At 61.3% G+C, this 15,110-nt stretch carries 18 protein-coding genes; 11 read left to right on the top strand and 7 right to left on the bottom strand.

The features are described 5' to 3' along the window. A partial coding sequence (locus E1809_RS25510) for a helix-turn-helix domain-containing protein (RefSeq protein WP_133207025.1) occupies positions 1 to 245 on the bottom strand: 245 nt, incomplete at its 3' end. Positions 246 to 272: 27 nt separating this feature from the next. Beyond that, on the bottom strand, positions 273 to 710 hold the full coding sequence (locus tag E1809_RS25505) for a hypothetical protein (protein ID WP_133207024.1): 438 nt from the start codon (positions 708 to 710) through the stop codon (positions 273 to 275). A 113-nt stretch (positions 711 to 823) separates the two neighbouring features. Between E1809_RS25505 and E1809_RS25500 the strand changes: the two genes are divergently transcribed. Next, a complete protein-coding gene (locus E1809_RS25500; protein WP_133207023.1) occupies positions 824 to 1,834 on the top strand; it encodes an NYN domain-containing protein in 1,011 nt (336 codons plus the stop codon). Positions 1,835 to 2,163: 329 nt separating this feature from the next. Here the strand turns inward: E1809_RS25500 and E1809_RS25495 are convergent, their stop codons facing one another. Then, the gene (locus E1809_RS25495; protein ID WP_133207022.1) at positions 2,164 to 3,603 is read right to left on the bottom strand and encodes a HEPN domain-containing protein; all 1,440 of its coding nucleotides are present in this window, start codon (positions 3,601 to 3,603) and stop codon (positions 2,164 to 2,166) included. A 160-nt stretch (positions 3,604 to 3,763) separates the two neighbouring features. On the opposite strand from E1809_RS25495, the gene E1809_RS25490 reads away from it, so the two are divergent. The 4 genes from E1809_RS25490 to E1809_RS25475 all read left to right on the top strand — a co-directional run bounded on the left by E1809_RS25490 (position 3,764) and on the right by E1809_RS25475 (position 5,522). Continuing rightward, positions 3,764 to 4,330, top strand: a complete 567-nt coding sequence (locus E1809_RS25490) for a hypothetical protein (RefSeq protein WP_133207021.1) — start codon at positions 3,764 to 3,766, stop codon at positions 4,328 to 4,330. A 20-nt stretch (positions 4,331 to 4,350) separates the two neighbouring features. Continuing rightward, positions 4,351 to 4,776 (top strand): hypothetical protein, encoded by a 426-nt coding sequence (locus E1809_RS25485; protein WP_133207020.1) that lies wholly within the window; start codon positions 4,351 to 4,353, stop codon positions 4,774 to 4,776. A 91-nt stretch (positions 4,777 to 4,867) separates the two neighbouring features. Next, entirely contained in the window at positions 4,868 to 5,065 is a 198-nt protein-coding gene (locus tag E1809_RS25480) for a hypothetical protein (RefSeq protein WP_133207019.1), read from the top strand. Positions 5,066 to 5,180: 115 nt separating this feature from the next. Continuing rightward, a complete protein-coding gene (locus tag E1809_RS25475; RefSeq protein ID WP_133207018.1) occupies positions 5,181 to 5,522 on the top strand; it encodes an AsnC family protein in 342 nt (113 codons plus the stop codon). A gap of 16 nt (positions 5,523 to 5,538) precedes the next feature. On the opposite strand, the gene E1809_RS25470 is transcribed toward E1809_RS25475, so the two are convergent. Next, positions 5,539 to 6,228 carry a DUF6994 family protein gene (locus E1809_RS25470; protein ID WP_133207017.1) on the bottom strand — a complete coding sequence of 230 codons (690 nt, stop codon included), beginning with the start codon at positions 6,226 to 6,228 and terminating at the stop codon, positions 5,539 to 5,541. A 234-nt stretch (positions 6,229 to 6,462) separates the two neighbouring features. Here E1809_RS25470 and E1809_RS25465 point away from each other — a divergent pair, with 234 nt between their 5' ends. The 3 genes from E1809_RS25465 to E1809_RS25455 all read left to right on the top strand — a co-directional run bounded on the left by E1809_RS25465 (position 6,463) and on the right by E1809_RS25455 (position 8,642). After that, entirely contained in the window at positions 6,463 to 7,182 is a 720-nt protein-coding gene (locus tag E1809_RS25465; protein WP_133207016.1) for a hypothetical protein, read from the top strand. After that, positions 7,176 to 7,814, top strand: a complete 639-nt coding sequence (locus tag E1809_RS25460) for an RES family NAD+ phosphorylase (RefSeq protein ID WP_133207015.1) — start codon at positions 7,176 to 7,178, stop codon at positions 7,812 to 7,814. Before E1809_RS25465 ends, E1809_RS25460 begins: the two co-directional genes overlap by 7 nt. 219 nt (positions 7,815 to 8,033) lie before the next feature. After that, positions 8,034 to 8,642 (top strand): hypothetical protein, encoded by a 609-nt coding sequence (locus E1809_RS25455; RefSeq protein WP_133207014.1) that lies wholly within the window; start codon positions 8,034 to 8,036, stop codon positions 8,640 to 8,642. Between the two features lie 394 nt (positions 8,643 to 9,036). On the opposite strand, the gene E1809_RS25450 is transcribed toward E1809_RS25455, so the two are convergent. The 3 genes from E1809_RS25450 to E1809_RS25440 form a co-directional block, all read right to left on the bottom strand. Then, the gene (locus E1809_RS25450; protein ID WP_133207013.1) at positions 9,037 to 9,714 is read right to left on the bottom strand and encodes a hypothetical protein; all 678 of its coding nucleotides are present in this window, start codon (positions 9,712 to 9,714) and stop codon (positions 9,037 to 9,039) included. Then, positions 9,711 to 10,322 (bottom strand): RNA polymerase sigma factor, encoded by a 612-nt coding sequence (locus E1809_RS25445; RefSeq protein WP_165962502.1) that lies wholly within the window; start codon positions 10,320 to 10,322, stop codon positions 9,711 to 9,713. Before E1809_RS25445 ends, E1809_RS25450 begins: the two co-directional genes overlap by 4 nt. A gap of 301 nt (positions 10,323 to 10,623) precedes the next feature. Then, positions 10,624 to 11,217 (bottom strand): hypothetical protein, encoded by a 594-nt coding sequence (locus E1809_RS25440; RefSeq protein ID WP_133207011.1) that lies wholly within the window; start codon positions 11,215 to 11,217, stop codon positions 10,624 to 10,626. Between the two features lie 515 nt (positions 11,218 to 11,732). Here E1809_RS25440 and E1809_RS25435 point away from each other — a divergent pair. The 3 genes from E1809_RS25435 (at position 11,733) to E1809_RS26920 (ending at position 13,826) form a co-directional block, all read left to right on the top strand. Continuing rightward, positions 11,733 to 12,260: an adenylyl-sulfate kinase gene (locus E1809_RS25435; RefSeq protein WP_133207010.1), complete on the top strand. Its 528-nt coding sequence runs from the start codon at positions 11,733 to 11,735 to the stop codon at positions 12,258 to 12,260. A 1,216-nt stretch (positions 12,261 to 13,476) separates the two neighbouring features. Beyond that, a complete protein-coding gene (locus E1809_RS25430; protein ID WP_133207009.1) occupies positions 13,477 to 13,668 on the top strand; it encodes a hypothetical protein in 192 nt (63 codons plus the stop codon). Then, the gene (locus E1809_RS26920; protein WP_165962500.1) at positions 13,665 to 13,826 is read left to right on the top strand and encodes a hypothetical protein; all 162 of its coding nucleotides are present in this window, start codon (positions 13,665 to 13,667) and stop codon (positions 13,824 to 13,826) included. Before E1809_RS25430 ends, E1809_RS26920 begins: the two co-directional genes overlap by 4 nt. Positions 13,827 to 15,110 lie beyond the last annotated feature (1,284 nt).

The raw sequence follows: 15,110 nt of genomic DNA, 5'->3' as shown, positions 1-15,110 counted from the left end.
CGGTCCTGATCATGCAGCCCGGCAATCCCTGCGGACTCGTACCGGCTGCGCCACCCTATGACCGTCGTCCGTGTCGCCCCGACACGCTCGGCGATCACGGTGTTCGACAGCCCCTCCGCGGCCAGCAGCACGATCCGCGCCCGCTGGGCGAGTCCCGCCCGTCCCGCCGAGGACCTGGACAGACGATTCAACGCCTCAAAATCACCATCACGAAGACCCAGGGCAGCAGCAGGACGATTGGCCATAACCAATCCTCCCAAACACCCAAACGTCTAGCTATTAACGACACGCGACACTAGCTCATGGATTTTGAGCCCTAAGTGTCGCCTGATGAGGTCACGGGCTGATTCGGCACTGAGGACGTAGTTTGCTTTGCCGAATGCTTCCACCGAGCCCCGGGTCAGGGTCGCCAGCGGCATGATGTGCCGCCGCGTCTTGAGCAGCGGAACGAACACCCTCATATGGTCGAGTGCAACGAAAGTGTGAAGTGCGATCGCGAGATGTGCGTGTCGGACATGGGAGCTGTCTTTCGGCGTCGACTGATTGACCGGGTCTTCCAGAAACTGAAAGGCCACGGAACCTTTCCTGGGAGCTCGTCCGACTGACAAGTGCGTTAGGTCCTCTGCCATGGGCGCAATGCCGACGACGATTCGCCGCATCAGTGTGAGGTCGCGGTCAGACAGCAATTCCGGGCGTGGGGCATTGGGCATACCTCAGATGCTAAACCCCGATTTGCCGAACAACTTGAGACGTTTGGAAGGTCCAAGGCCATGTACCAGTCAGGCTCTCAAGTTCGGGCGGGTCCGCCGGTATCATCGGGGCCATGGTCTCCCAGCGCGCAGTCTTCGTCGATGCAGGTTTCCTTCTGGCCGTGGGCGGGACGCAGGTGGTCGGAACGTCCCTCAGGTCCGCCTTCCGCGTCGATTACGAGAAGCTGATCGAGGGCATCATGAAGTGCACGGAGGAGCATTCCGGCGTGGAGCATCTGCGCACGTACTGGTATGACGCCTCGAAGGACGCGTTGTTCACCGATCAGCACAAGCAGATCGGGCTGCTGCCCGGGGTGAAGGTCAGGCTCGGCAGGATTTCCTTCAACGGCGAGCAGAAGGGTGTTGACCTGAAGCTGGGCCTGGACCTGGTCGGGGTGGCCCGCAACCGGGCGGCCTCGGTTGCGTACCTGGTCTCCGGCGATGACGACCTGGCCGAGGCCGTCGAGGAAGCCCAGGACCTGGGCATGAAGGTTGTGCTGGTGGGTGTCGCGGATTCGGCCCACCGTCTTGGGGTGATGTCGGTCGCCGAGCATCTGGCGCTGCGGGTGGACAGCATCATCACCTTGCCGGCGGAACTGATCGAGGAGTGCTTCACGAGGATCGTCAAAGACGCGCCGCGTCTCGTGCCGGCGCCCTCGCCTGTCAGTTCAGACACTGCCCTCGCCGGCCATCCGGTGCCGCGGCCTGTGCCGAGGCCGGGTGCGCCGATGGCCAAACCGGCCCCGCCGGGCAGGCCGCTCCATCACATGCCGCCCCGCCCGCACTACGCGGAAGCGCACCTTGTCTACAGCTCCGGAGGCACCGGGACTCCAACACTCCCGGAAGATACCCTCCTGGATGTCGCCCAGGACGTGGGGGAGAGCGTCGCCGCCAGCTGGTACGGCTCGGTCACGCAAGGAGACCTGGCCGAACTGCTCGCAGACCGGCCCATCCTTCCCGTCGAGATCGACCGGGTGCTCCTGAAAGACGGCGCCCAGCGGATCGGCGAAACCAAAACCGACCTGCAAGGAGTCCGCAAGGAACTGCGCACCGCCTTTTGGGAGAAACTGGATGCCCTCATCTGAGCAGATGCGGTGCTGTCTGGTTGAAGACGGAAAGACAAGCCCAGATTCGCCTCAACAAGCCTTTGGATGGTTATGGGAGTCCAATAAAGCTACGCTGTGCGGATCGCCGCGACTGTCGGTGGCGATCCTTGGATCAAACGGGCGCTCCAATAAGGGGTAGGTGCGGACGACTTCCGAAACTCACAACCGCGAATGGGTGCGTCGTATCATTGGCTTGGACGTCCCGGAGCAATACCTATATGGAACACCGATCGGGCAGCTCAACCGGACGTTTTTGCTTGTCCCGTGGCCGATGAACCTTGATTGCAAGCGCGTACTGTGCCAGCGACTCAATAATCTTCGGCCTCCGGAAGCGCTTCACCTGCGTGCCCCAACCCGATGCTTGCCAGGGTAGTACGCCACTGCGAACGCCAACGCTCACTCTCACCGTCATCGCAAAGTAGTTGGTCCACATTTGGTGGTGGATTGTCGAAAGGCCATAGCTTTACTGGCTCGGCCGCAAGCGCCAGCCGGGCGAGGATCGCACGGCGGACCAAGTCGCGGAAACGGTCGACAAGCCGCGCGAACAGGACGCCATCCGGTTGGCCCTGAGGCTCGGCGACAATTCTCCTGAAATACCTCCTGAGTTCCGCAGCCTTAAGACTTCCACCGTGGACAAGTGCGGACCGGACCGAGTAAAGATCACTGATGTGCCGTTTCATGGCCGGGGCCGCATCATTTGTGGTAGAAAGCAGCGCCGCGGCCCGACCTCGCAACCGCAGTCCAATATCGTCTTTACTCTTGTCGCCGCCGAGCAGGATGGCCTCAAGCGAGGTAGCCAGATCCACCACCGCGTCCGCAAGGTCGTCCGTCAGATAGGATCTGGTAAAGCGCCCGAATGCCATATCGAACGAGGTCATAACCTTTCCCTCACGATCAACTTCGGCGCCATCAATCAGCTGGCCAAGAGCAGCAAAGGCGCCCTCGTCGCCCTCTGCGACAACACCTACCCGGCTCAGGATTTGATGCCTTCCGAGTCCGTCAAAAAAGGCTCTTCCATGCGGGCGGAAGTCAGAAATTGCGTCAGATGTCCCGGTGATGTCCCAGTACGAACGCGCCGTGGCCCCCGTAACCAGACGAGCGATCAACAAAAACCGCTCGACCCTTGTTTTCAGTTCGTGCTTGGTCTGAAACGGGTCACCCGATGTCGTCTTCTCCGCAATGACGATTGCGTTTGGCCTATCCAGGGTCACCGGCGGTCCGGAGAAAAACGCCTGTCGGGCCATTGGTATTTTCGTCGTTACGATCGACATGATCTCAGGAAGGAAAGCTTCCTGAGGAACAGGGACCAGCGTGACGCCGCCGACTGTTACAGGCTCCCCGTCTGCTGTTGTTAGGTGCGACACAAGACGACAATGGACCATGGACCGCATATCTTGCTCAAGTACGCGCACGAGCTCGTCGATCATCTCCTCAGCTGCATCGGGGTTTGAGCTGAACTCATGTTCTTGTTTCGTTGCTAACTCGGCGATACTGGCTTCGAGAAACCCGAAGATAAAACCAGAAGCAGTACCGCCACTGTGCCCATCAGCCATGCAGCGCTCTGGGAAAGCAAGGGTAATCTGTTCCTCAAGGTCCTTGAATTCGTTCGAAAACATCACGTCGGCGCCCACATAGTCGGCACCCACACGGATGTAGCGGTGGTACATCGACACCGGCAGCACACGAAGCATAGTCAGGGTGGAGAATGCAGCTCCCAGGAAATCTAGGGCCGCTGCACGCAGCTGCACGTATCGCCCTTCCGAAACCTCACAAGCCATCCCGCATCCTTTCAATCGCCAGACTAACGGCGGGGACTTTCTTGAGCCGAAGGATGCCGACAGTCCATAGGCTGACCCCATATCGATGAGCCTGCCACAATCTCCGGTGCATCGGCCCGATGATGGTTCGATGTCAGAACTTGTGAGTCGGGCTGTGGAGCGGCTCCGGAGCGCCGGGGTCGTGCTGGAACGCGGGCTGAGCGAGACCGAACTGGACCGGGTCGAGGAGCGTTTCGGGTTTTCTTTCAGCCTCACGCACCGCCGATTCCTCGCCACGGTGCTGCCTCTCGGGCAAGGATGGGTGGACTGGCGTCACGGGGAACATGACGAGATCGAGGGCCGCCTCGCCTGGCCGATTGACAGCGCCCTGTTCGACGTCGAACGCAACAGCTTCTGGCCGGCGTCGTGGGGCGAAAAGCCAGCCGATCCGGAGGTTGCGTTGGCCCACGCCCGGACCAGGCTTGAAAGAGTTCCACGACTCATCCCCGTCTACGTCCACCGGTTCCTCGCCGCCGGCCCCGGCGACGTGCCCAGCCCGGTCTTCTCCGTGTACCAGACTGACGTGGTCTATTACGGCGACAACCTGCTGGACTATGTCGCGCAAGAATTCCACGCACCGCCGGCCCATCCAACGCCCCGGCCGCGGATACCGTTCTGGTCCGAGCTGGCCAACGGACTCGACGACGACGAACTGTGATGGCGGAAAAGGGGTGCTGAATGGGGAATGTCGGCCACGCGTACGACCCGTCCAAGGTGCTGTCGATCGGCATGGTCGCCGGCGGCCGGAATCAGGACAACGCTCCTTGGATCGAGGCCGTGCGGGCCTTGGCCCGGGCTGTCATTGCTAACCGTGAAGGGATCGAGTCGCACATCAAACTGAACGTCGAGTTCCATGTGCCGGGCCATATCCTGGTTCCGGACTTCGAGGGGGTCCGGACCGGTGTGTTCAGGAAGGCGGATTCCCTGCTCACAGTCCAGGCCGCCCTTCCGGCCGTAGTACCGGAGGACCCTGTGGGGTTCCTGCTGGGGTGCGTCCTTGCGGCGGTGGATGAAGCCGAGTCCTGGGCAGCAGCACAGCGGATGGACTGCGACATGACGGCACTACGGGACCTGGTCGCAAAACTGGGGGTGGCAGGTATTTAATGCCGCCAGGTCAGTTGTGCTCCCATTTTTGTTCCGTGGGGCAGGAAACCCGAAGGAGGCGACGTCCAGGTGATCATTCGCAGGTGAGGCGATGGCTCCCGGAGTGTTCTTTGGGCTCCTGGTAATTGCCGGGGGACGTCTTGGCTGGGCGGTCGCACGGCCGCCGTCGGGTGGTGCTGCGAAGATCCGGCAATGGTTTTCGGACAGCGTCGATCTTGTGTGGTGGACTGTGCGGGGCACCACCCAGGTCCGCGTCGTGGCGGTCATCTGGATTGTCCTGGCTCCGTGATTGTTGTCCTCAACCTGATGTCTGGTTTGTAGGTTCCCGGACGGCAGGTTCTGGCATCAGCGCATCATTGCCAAGATGCCTTGACAGTTCAGTGCCGAAGGGACAGGGTGGCGCCATGGCGAGATACAGCGGCGGCCCCACCGTTCACAGGGCAATGACGGGACCCCGGGCAACAGGAGAGGCGACGTCGAGCCCCCAGGGCTGGAAGGTCGAAGTGGTCGACACCCTGCAGGCTATCCAGCAGGTCCGCCAAAAGTGTGATCACACTGAGCTGGTGACCGTGAAGTACGCGCGAAAGGCCGGCCTGTCCTGGGCCGAGATCGCCAACGCACTCGGAGTCACACGCCAGGCGGTGTGGGAGCGGTGGCATGAGATCGACGAGACCTTGCCCAAGAATGATGCGTGGGGTCCTTTCTCGCTGAACGAGACGGCCCCCGATGGCACCACCAGCCTCTAAGGGTCCCGACGGCGCTTCACGGGTTTTCGTCGATCCTGCGGTTGCGGGCGCGGATGAAGGTGTTGCTGGCCTGTAGATAGTTCAGGTACTCCTCAGCGGTCCTCGGAACGGCCGGCGTGCTGAAGTCCGCGAACGGGTGGAAAAACCTGATCGTCTGGCCGTCATCCTCCATGAGGTCTTGCAACAGGAAGAATTTGACGTACCCGCCGAAGTCCCCGAACAGGGCGAAGAAATCCGCATACCTGCGGAGCGTGTCCGCGAGAGGGTTCGGCTGACCCAAGTAGTGCCGACGGATGCATTCCAAGGTTAGGTCAAAGCGATCGGCGATTTTGGCGTGGAACCCGCGTGCACCGTTGATGGTCTGCTTGCCGCCGACGACGTTGCCCGGGAACACGAGCGTGCTTCCTACCGTGTAGCCGGAGTACTCCGGCAGGTCATTCTCCGGGATCTCCCGGACGACGGCCCATGCTCTCTTGCGCAGCCTGGTGGTGATGGTATCGCTGGCGAGATGGAAGACACCCACAGGGGAGCGGTGCACCATGTACTGGCGGCCTTCGGGTGCCAGGTCGAAGGCCGCGCCGTTGGGCAGCTCCTTGCTCCACAACAGCTGGTGGTACCGGCGCAGTGTCGGGCTGAACGAGTCAGGGTCCTTGCCGGCCGGAGTGTCCGAGTTGAAGTCGAAAGACGTATCAACACCTGCGGTCATTTTGTCATCCCTCCAGTTCGACGCGTATCCCATGTCGATGCCACCACATGCAGATGCTTTCACAAGCCAGCCCGGGCGGGATAGCACCGATGGGTGCGGCACGACAAAACCTGCGCCCGTCGCAGATCACGTGTCTCTAAATACACCCGGCCGGCATGGTGAGAGATGTGGTCAGGGTGAAGGCCGGTGCCAGCCCTACCGCAGGTGACGGAGATGACGGTAATGTGGATTGGTATGAAGCGTCATTCAGGCGAGGCTGGCGGTGTCAGGGCCACCAACCCCAACGTCACGAAAGTCACCACCGCAGCCTCGACTCCAAGCGTGTTCGTTTCCGGCAAGAAGCCTGCGCGCAGATCTGTGCCCGCCAAGATTTACATCACCGTCGACCCGAAGTCCGGCCGCCGTTGGAAGGTGAAGCACCGGGGTCCTCAGGCGAAACCGGAGAACGTCCGCGCCGCCGAGGACCGGCTGCGCGAAGACGAGCTGCGGCTCCGCCGGACAGCGCGAGCCCTTGCCGAAGTCCTGGAGCGCACCGGCCAGGGGCTGGAGGCCAGCCCCGGAGTGGCACGCTCCGTGCAGGCATCGGAGAACCGTTGGCGCACCATTGCCGAGGAGTACGGGCTGCTGGACAGCGGCGAGGTCGCCGCGCTGCTTGGCGGCAGCGGAAAGAACAGGAACAGGGCGCACCAGCTTGCCAAGGAAGGGAAGATCATCGGGGTGAAGCGGGGGAGGGGCACCCTGTATCCGGGCTTCGAGTTCGACCATGGCGAGGTCAGGCCCGTCATCGCCGAGGTCGCCGCCATCGGCCGGCGCAACCACTGGTCGGACCCGCACCTGCTGCTGTGGCTGGCTTCCCCGAACGGGTACCTGGAAGGCGGTGTCCCGGCCCAGATGATGGAGGACACCGGCAGGATCCTTGAGGCTGCACGCCAGGATATGGCTGAGCGTTGGTAGGGCCGGTCCCGCCACCGCCCAGTCCTTTTGACCCGCAGCGGCTCGTCCTTCCCGAAGGCACGGTGCTGCACCGCGTCTATGGGGCAGGCCCCGACGGGAAGCGCCTGCCCACCTCGTTCAACCCGGGCCTGGGGGAGCCGACCAGATTCGCCTTCTTCGACGATGAGCACGGCGTGCCGGTCCCGGTCCTCTACGCAGCGGAGAACGTGGAGACCGCTGTCTGTGAATCGATAGTCCATCACCTTCCGGCCGCCGGCGGGACCCTCTTCCCCCGGCAGTACGCCGACCGGATCGCTGCCGGAATCACGACGCTGCGGCCTCTGAACCTGGCGTCATTCCGCGGCGTGGGCCTGCGGCACTTCGGCCTGGACCGGTCCCAGCTGACAGACACGGATTCGGCCTGGTACGCCGACACGGTCAAATGGGCGGAGGCTGCCTGGAAGACGGGCCTGGATGGGTGCGTGTGGACCAGCCGCCGGCTCGACTCCGGGGCGGCCTACGTTTTCTTCGGCCACGCCAGCGACGCCTTCGGGATTTCGGCAAGCGTCGCCCCGAAGGTCTTCCTCAACGGTCCGGACCTGAACTGGCTGATCGACTTCTGCGCCTTCATAAATATCGACGTCGAACTCTGACAAATGCGGCGCCTGCCGCCTCCTGTCAGGATCCGAAGCCGGCTGCACGACTCGATGCGGTCGGGGTGCGGATTGGGAGCCCCGGTCAGTTCTCAGCCCCCTCGACGGTGGACAGCGGCGGCACCGCGCCTGGAGAGCTCGTCTTTGCCGACCTGCAATACCGTCCTTGTTCCGGCGGGTCCAGGACCTGATTCAGAGCGGAATTCGTAGAGTTTTCCCATGGCTGAGCGTCCAAACAAGTCCCGAGTGCCCGCACTCCGCATCGTCCTGCTGGTGGCGACAGCGGTTCTGTTCACGGCACGCTTCTCACTCGGCGCCCGCTCAAGGGGCACCGAGACCCTCTGGGACCTGCTCCTCGCGCTGGCCATTGTCGGGGTCCTGGTGTTTTTCCTGCTGACCGTTCCGGCTGGCACGGCCAGGAAGGCTGCGGAGGCTCTCCGTGCCGCACGGCCTGACGCGGTAGTCGTTGAAACCTACTGGGGTGCCGGCTACACCGACTTCTTTCTTAGGCCCGGCCCACTCACCAGGCACGCTAGAGGCCGTGGCGGTCGAGTCCTCGTCGTCGCCGACCGGCGAGGACTCGAGCTGGTCCGACCTCAGGGGGCCTTCTCCTTCGGGATGATCCCGTGGAGCCTCGTGGAAGACGTCAGGCTGGAGGATCTGAGCGGCACTCTGGCCTCACGCCCGAAGCTCGTGTTCGAGATCCAAGGAAGGTCCACACCCTTCCCGGACCGCTTCGAGCTTCTCCCCACAGGGAAGGAGCAACAGGCCCACGCGGTCCAATCCTTGGATGCGATCCTTGCCAAACGCCCCGCAACGCTTTCGTAGAGAGGCTGAGGTGCCTCACATGGGAAGTGCACACCGTCCTCCAACGTGACCGGTTGAATATGTCAACGTGATTCAGGGCCACCATGACGGCTTGATTTAGGACAACCGTCTGGAGCATGGGCGAGGCTCGGACGGGCGGATAAGGAGCGCTCGGGGCGGGCAACTGTAAATCGCGGATCAAATAGAAGTTGAGCACCCGCGCGCCTCTGAGTTCCCGGTAAAGGATCACCCCGTGGTACGTCCGTTGTGGAGGTGAGGGATGGTCGACGCCGGGACTAGGGTTTTTCCATGGAACAGGAAACCGGAAATGTGCGCCTGATAGGTGTCGGAGCTTTCAAGGTCCGCCCTGTCACGTTGCGGGCCTGCTGCTCTGTAGTTGCCAGGACTGAACGTGTCATTTCTCCAGGGCGGGGATTCCGAGGTGGGCGCAGACTTCGGGTCCTCCGGGGATGACGGCGACGGAATTGTCCACGACGCAGGCGGTCAGCGGCGGGACATAGTGGCCAAGGAGTGGGTTCGACCCGGCAGGTCCGAGGGGGTTGCCGTACTTGTCGTTCGCCGTTCCGTCGGGACTCTTCCTGCTGGGGTCGGCAGTGGGTGCCGTGCGCACAAAACCGGCGGGGATGAGGTCGTCGGTGATGCCCTGGGGGTTCATCAGCCCCGTGTCCCAGACGCGGCTGCATTGGTTGATGGGGTCGGTGACCTGTTGCATTCCGGCATTCTTGTCGTCCGGATTTGAGTTGTTATTGGCGTCGAATCCCGTGATGAAGATCCCCGTGGTGATGTACGGGGGGATGGTCACCGCCGGGTCCTGCTTGACGGGATATGTGGTGGTGAGGTCGGCGCGGTAATAGCAGCGGATGTCCCTTTTGTCGTCCACCGGGGCGAGTGCCTTGTAGACGCCGGCCGCGGTGGTGCCGACCAGTGCGGTGCCGGCAACAGCGACGGCGATCACGACCGGCAGAGTAAGCCACCTGCGGGCGGGTTTCGGCTTGCGGCGTGCTTCCTGGACGATCAGGTTGCGGACGCGGTCTTTCGTGTCAGTCGGGTAAGTGATTTCAGGCAGGTTCATGACAGCCTCGCTTCAACGATCGTCGTGTCGAATTGTTCGCCGGGCTCGGGGTGTCCGGTCATCTTGGCAAGCTTGGCCCTTGCCCGGTGCAGCCGCGATTTCACCGTGCCGGTCCTTACGCCGAGTGCCTTGGCGGCTTCGTCCTGGCCGATTCCGTTCATCAGGCACAGGATCACAACGTCCCGTTCCCCGTCGTTCAGGCCAGCGGTTGTGTCGAGCAACTCGCGGACGGCACGTTCCGCGTCGAGCCGTGATGCCACCGATTCGGCGTGGTCTGCTTCATGGTCGCCGTGCCGGGGATCCGAGTGCGGCAGCCTTGCAACGAAATCGGCGTACCGCCGTGATGCTCTGGCCTGGTTGCGGTTCGCGTTCGTTGCGACCCCGAGCAGCCACGGCAGGACCGTGTCCCTCTGCGGTCTGAGCCTGTTCCGTTGCCGCCACGCCTCCAAAAAGGTGATCGATACGAGTTCCTCAGCGTCGTGCCAGGACCCGCACCGGGACAGGCAATACCGGAAGACCGCATCCGCGTGCCTGTCGAACAGCATCCCGAAAGCATCGGCGTCGCCCTTGATGCACTCACGCCACAGCTCTTCGTCGGTTTCCCCCATTAGCCTCATGCCTTGTAGTGTCCGCAGGACCAGAAAAGGTTCCCGAGCCCCAAACAATTTTCACCACCACCGATGCACCCGGCTTCCGTCCGACAGCTCACGGCACGCGTCAAAGCTACCAACGGACCTCACACGAGGGCGGATGCGTAAGGTAAAGAATCCCCGAACAGACGGGCCGTGCAGACGATCGCTGAAATTTGTGCAGACGACTTCGGAAACTGACAACAATTTTCTTCCAAAGCATTGCCCCCGGCTTCCGTCGTGGCACCGTTTTGCGGCACGTTTCCGGTGGTTGGGCACTTCACCAGGATTCGATAGCCGGCACCTGACCGGGTGCCGGGAGGGAGCGCCCTTCGGGTTGCGGTTCGGTCCAGTCCACGGTCTCGAGGAAGGGATCGTTTCGGATCCTGCTTATGAGGTGTTCGGGTCCGCTGACTTTTGTGGCCTGCAGGTCGTAATCAGTCATGACGAACCAGCTGCGGTCAGCTGACCACCAGTTCGTGGGAGTGAACCGGTAGTCGTAGTCTTTCCGTTCCAGCAGCGTCGGAAGTGCGCCCAGAGGGCCCTTCCAGAGGTGATAGAGATCCTGTGGGTCCATTCCCGCAGGCAATCCGGCCATGAAAGCGAAGCACCCCACGTCCGTGCCTGTTGCTTCGAACGAAGCGATCGCGCTCATAAGCGCATCGAAACTGGAAAGATCCAACGATCCTTCCGGCGGCGGCTGGATCGAGAGGGGCCACGAGCCGGACGGGAACCAGCGGTAGCCAGGGCGTGTACGGTGTGGGCCATTTAGGCTGCGACCTTCGCGGGCCAGATAATCCGCCCAGGTCAGCCGCGACCAACCACGGCCGGGGTCAGAGACGTACCCGAGGGGGATGCCGACATCGGTGGTCATTTCGTCCATATTGACGTCGCCGATCATCGACGGCTCGGCTCCAGCCGCGAGTCGGCGCCGTCTCAAGTCCTCGTGGGCCCATGGAGGTCGAGTAGAGGATTTTCGTACATGGCGTGGAGCACCCAAACCGAGGCCGGCCAGCCCACTGGATCCAGACCCGTGCAGACATCCATGGCCGGCCGTTCAAGCAGCCACGCGAGTTCGCTCTCCTGATCTGTCACTCTCCTCATCGGTGCACGAGAAGGGTCGGCGCCAGCAGCAGTCATCTCCCCATTTTCCATGCCGAAAGCATAGAGGACCGGAAAGCGCACGGTTCGCCCGGCCGTAAGCATCGGTCCTGAGACGAACACGAAGAGCCACGTGAATTCGGTCAACGTAAAATGGCGATCTTGGGCGCCGGGCATCTTCGATGGGCTGCGTTTCGGACCACCGGGGTCGGCGGTCGGCCCCTTCTTGCGGCATGGCTCAAGTGCCGGTTCTCGGACGTGCCCTGCGCACTGGCCTAAACTCCGAAGATGGCCCCGGATGTTCAGAGCGTCTTCCTCAACGGCACGGTCGGTTCCGGGAAGACCACAACAGGCGAAGCTTTACACCAACTCCTCATAGAGGACGGACTCAGCAGTGCCATGCTCGATTTGGACCAGCTGCGACGGGTTTGGCCCGCACCATCAACGGACCGGTTCAATCACGAACTTGAGCTTCGGAACCTCCACGCTGTAGCAGGAAACTACCGAGAAGTCGGAGTTCGGCGGTTCATTCTTGCTGGTGTCATCGAGCGCGCCGACGAAGTGGACCGTTACCACGAGGCGCTTGGCGGCGGAGAACTGGACGTTGTCCGGTTAGATCCGTTGCTCGAAATTGTTCACACCAGGCTCAGGAATAGGCACCAACCAGACAGCCCGGAGCTGACTTGGCATCTTAACCGCAGTGCCGAACTAGGGCAGATCCTGGACCAAGCTCAAGTTGATACCCACGTCATCCCTCTTCGCAGTGAAACACCTAGGGAAGTCGCCCAAGTCATTCGCACACTTATCGGTTGGTAGACGGCCGCCGGCGCAGTCAGGTGCGACCGATTGTGAGATTTATTTTCAACTCCACAGTTTTTGGGACGGAGCCGCGTGTCGTCCGCGGTTGGTCGGAGTCTCACAGACTCTAGCTTGATGAGTAATCGCCGCTGAACGCCGTTTTGGCCCTTTACGCGGCCAGAAATGTCTCACCAAGTCTGTCTCACTGGGGGAGTCTCACAAGTCCTTGAGGGTTGGCAAGACGCTCAAGGAGCCGGGTCGTCTGCTTCCCCACCTTCAAGTCCAGGCGCCAACGCGGACTGTGATTCGCTCTCCAGACTAGAAGCCACAACTTCATGCATCTTTAACATCGGGCGTCGAGAGCAAAGCGAAAGCGACTACGGGTAGCGCACCTAAACGCGGGCACGATTGCTAAATGGATTTTGGAAGATGTCTTGAGATTACTCCGAGCCCGACACCCCGCGCGGCAGCCCTCAATAGCGACTGTCAATTGATAGCGGCTGTGACGATGGTCGCTCCCGCACGTGGAGGAAAGGTGGAGCGGAGCCCCCGGGCCCGGGGTCGACAAACGGGGCTCAACACTTCGCGACCGTTCGCATTCGGGCAAGGAAAATGTTGTCCGTGCCCTGTGCTTTTGAAGTTGAAGGCAGGAGGATTTGTCCAAGCCCCCGGTCTAGCCAGTCTTGCTGGGTGCTTTCCCGAAGATCCCGAGAAGCGAAAAGGCCCCCATTCGGGAGCCTGTGATAACCATCGTCTCTAAGAGGCCGGTGTCATTCCTCAGGTTATCACATGAATACAAATAGCTGGTCTCTCGCATTCTCACCACTCCACCGGGAAAATGCCGAGAGCAACGCTGAACCTACCGCCGGTCGTGCGGAAAAACGGCCTTGCATCCCAGTGCTGGCACGGTTTTTTGTCTCTGCCGGACCCCACTCGACCAAAACCACCCCGGGAGGTACGTGCTTACTAAGAGGGAAAGTACTCTCTTACTAAGAATCAGGGGGGCTCCAAGGAAGAGAACTAGGGGCCCCTTATATATATCTCTATTTAAGGTCGTTTAAGTAGAGTAGTAGTAGTAGGGGGCCCTATATTCCCCGCCACTCCGGGGATTTTCCCACTCGACCGGATGGTAGGTTCCGGGTCGGTCGGTGGGATCCAGTGGTAGGGCGGGAATTCCGTCTCCGAAAGCACTTCAGATCACCGCAGCCTCTTTTGGCGGGGCCGCACACATGGCATGACGACATCGCAGAACCGGCAACCCAAACGGATCGCCATTGGAGGGCAGCTCGCCCCCGAGACCCACGCCGAAGCCACCCTCTTGCTTGACCCTGCCCACGACACCGTGACCATCGCCCCCGGCGACAGCGACAACTTCGCCGAACTCGCCGGCGTCATCGAAGCCCTAAACGTAGCCCGCTACGGGTGACCCCGGCCAAGGCGCTCAACATCACCACCCTCATCACCGACACGGACCCGCGCCTGCACAGCGAGGCCATGGGAGCCTGGCTGGGGAACAACAGCCCCGTCATCGGAGACTTCCTCGCCGAACGCTACGACGCCATCGTCACCACCGACGAAGGCTGAGGCGAGGTCGGCATCGAATGCACTCACGACCTCAGCGGAGGCCCAGGGTCCACGAAAGGTGAGAGATCGTTGGACTTCCTAATTCGCTCGTCTCTCACATACTGTTGTCGTATTGCCCTGGTGGGCCTTGACTGGCACTGACGTTGGTGTCGCTTTTTACCGCGAGGGGAGACGAAACCTCCGCGGACCTTGCAGCCCTGGTGGGCCTTGACTGGCACTGACGTTGGTGTCGCCTTTTACCGCGAGGGGAGACGAAACCTCCGCGGACCTTGCAACCCTGGTGGGCCTGAGCCGGGACGCAATTCACACATAGGGCTTGAAAGCGAGTGGGATCTTCGGGCTATATGGAACATAGTTCACGCTCGTCGAGAGACGGAAAGCCTCCGGCGGGTCATTCTAGTTGGATGACCAAATACGCGGATCTTCAGGCTGTTCCGATCAAGTCGGTCTGGCAGCAACTGCCCGCCGTGTCGTTCCCAGAAAAGGGACTGTCAGGCAACGTTCACTGCTGCCCTCGACCAGACGGAGCAGCTTTTTGTCGTGGGCTCGACAGTCGGCCCTGCAACCCAGTCAGTATTGCCCTTTAAAGCTTGTCACAGCTTGGGCGTGCCATCGCGATTGGTCAAACGGAACTTGGCAACAGCGAGTACGGACTCAGAGGGCATGGGTAAGCGACAAACTTGATTATTGCGTTCAGGGCCATTTCCGGCCGGCTCTGATGTCCTCATTGAGAATGTTTTCGATTGGAACGGCAACTTAGGAGTTTCCGAAAGTCGCAGGAACGAGCGGACGACGCTTCCTTGATTCCCGGTTCTCAATAACGAAGGTTTTCGAGAAATGGCTATTTGAGAATGCGGACGATTGAACTTGCTGCTCAAGTATTCTCATAAATGTTTCTCAAAACGATAGACTTCATCAAGCCGTCATAGACGGGTTTCGAGAACGGAAGTTTTTGATCTATGGCAACGCATCGCATCGGGTACGCCAGATAGTTGAGCATGAGACGTGTCCACCCGAACTCGTGTCACTCGATGCCGGCGGTAAGTCGGTATCAAACGCTGGGCGCAGCACGACTTCGTGTCTCACGGCAGTACTGAGTCAGATGTTGGCGCTTCACGCCGCGTCCTGTCCCTGGGGAGACCGGAACTAGGGCTACCGAGTATTGACAGCCATGGGTAAACAGCGTCCTATGTGAGAACGGAAGATCGCGCTGTATTCTGGCGCGTCCTCTTGGTAGTCGGTGACCGTGCAAAGGACTCGGACGAATGGCACAAGAAACGCTTC

Origin of the sequence: Arthrobacter terricola, from assembly GCF_004354015.1 — a bacterium.
GTDB classification, from domain to species: Bacteria; Actinomycetota; Actinomycetes; order Actinomycetales; family Micrococcaceae; genus Arthrobacter; species Arthrobacter terricola.
This window is presented reverse-complemented; position numbering and strand designations above follow the sequence as displayed.

Excerpts from the sequence above, each read along its gene's own strand:
- E1809_RS25445 (WP_165962502.1), bottom strand. The coding sequence starts at position 10,322 with ATGGGGGAAACCGACGAAGAGCTGTGGCGTGAGTGCATCAAGGGCGAC.
- E1809_RS25450 (WP_133207013.1), bottom strand. The coding sequence starts at position 9,714 with ATGAACCTGCCTGAAATCACTTACCCGACTGACACGAAAGACCGCGTC.
- E1809_RS25470 (WP_133207017.1), bottom strand. The coding sequence starts at position 6,228 with ATGACCGCAGGTGTTGATACGTCTTTCGACTTCAACTCGGACACTCCG.
- E1809_RS25500 (WP_133207023.1), top strand. The coding sequence starts at position 824 with ATGGTCTCCCAGCGCGCAGTCTTCGTCGATGCAGGTTTCCTTCTGGCC.
- E1809_RS25490 (WP_133207021.1), top strand. The coding sequence starts at position 3,764 with ATGTCAGAACTTGTGAGTCGGGCTGTGGAGCGGCTCCGGAGCGCCGGG.
- E1809_RS25475 (WP_133207018.1), top strand. The coding sequence starts at position 5,181 with ATGGCGAGATACAGCGGCGGCCCCACCGTTCACAGGGCAATGACGGGA.
- E1809_RS25430 (WP_133207009.1), top strand. The coding sequence starts at position 13,477 with ATGACGACATCGCAGAACCGGCAACCCAAACGGATCGCCATTGGAGGG.
- E1809_RS25485 (WP_133207020.1), top strand. The coding sequence starts at position 4,351 with ATGGGGAATGTCGGCCACGCGTACGACCCGTCCAAGGTGCTGTCGATC.
- E1809_RS25455 (WP_133207014.1), top strand. The coding sequence starts at position 8,034 with ATGGCTGAGCGTCCAAACAAGTCCCGAGTGCCCGCACTCCGCATCGTC.
- E1809_RS25480 (WP_133207019.1), top strand. The coding sequence starts at position 4,868 with ATGGCTCCCGGAGTGTTCTTTGGGCTCCTGGTAATTGCCGGGGGACGT.
- E1809_RS25465 (WP_133207016.1), top strand. The coding sequence starts at position 6,463 with ATGAAGCGTCATTCAGGCGAGGCTGGCGGTGTCAGGGCCACCAACCCC.
- E1809_RS25435 (WP_133207010.1), top strand. The coding sequence starts at position 11,733 with ATGGCCCCGGATGTTCAGAGCGTCTTCCTCAACGGCACGGTCGGTTCC.
- E1809_RS25505 (WP_133207024.1), bottom strand. The coding sequence starts at position 710 with ATGCCCAATGCCCCACGCCCGGAATTGCTGTCTGACCGCGACCTCACA.
- E1809_RS25440 (WP_133207011.1), bottom strand. The coding sequence starts at position 11,217 with ATGACCACCGATGTCGGCATCCCCCTCGGGTACGTCTCTGACCCCGGC.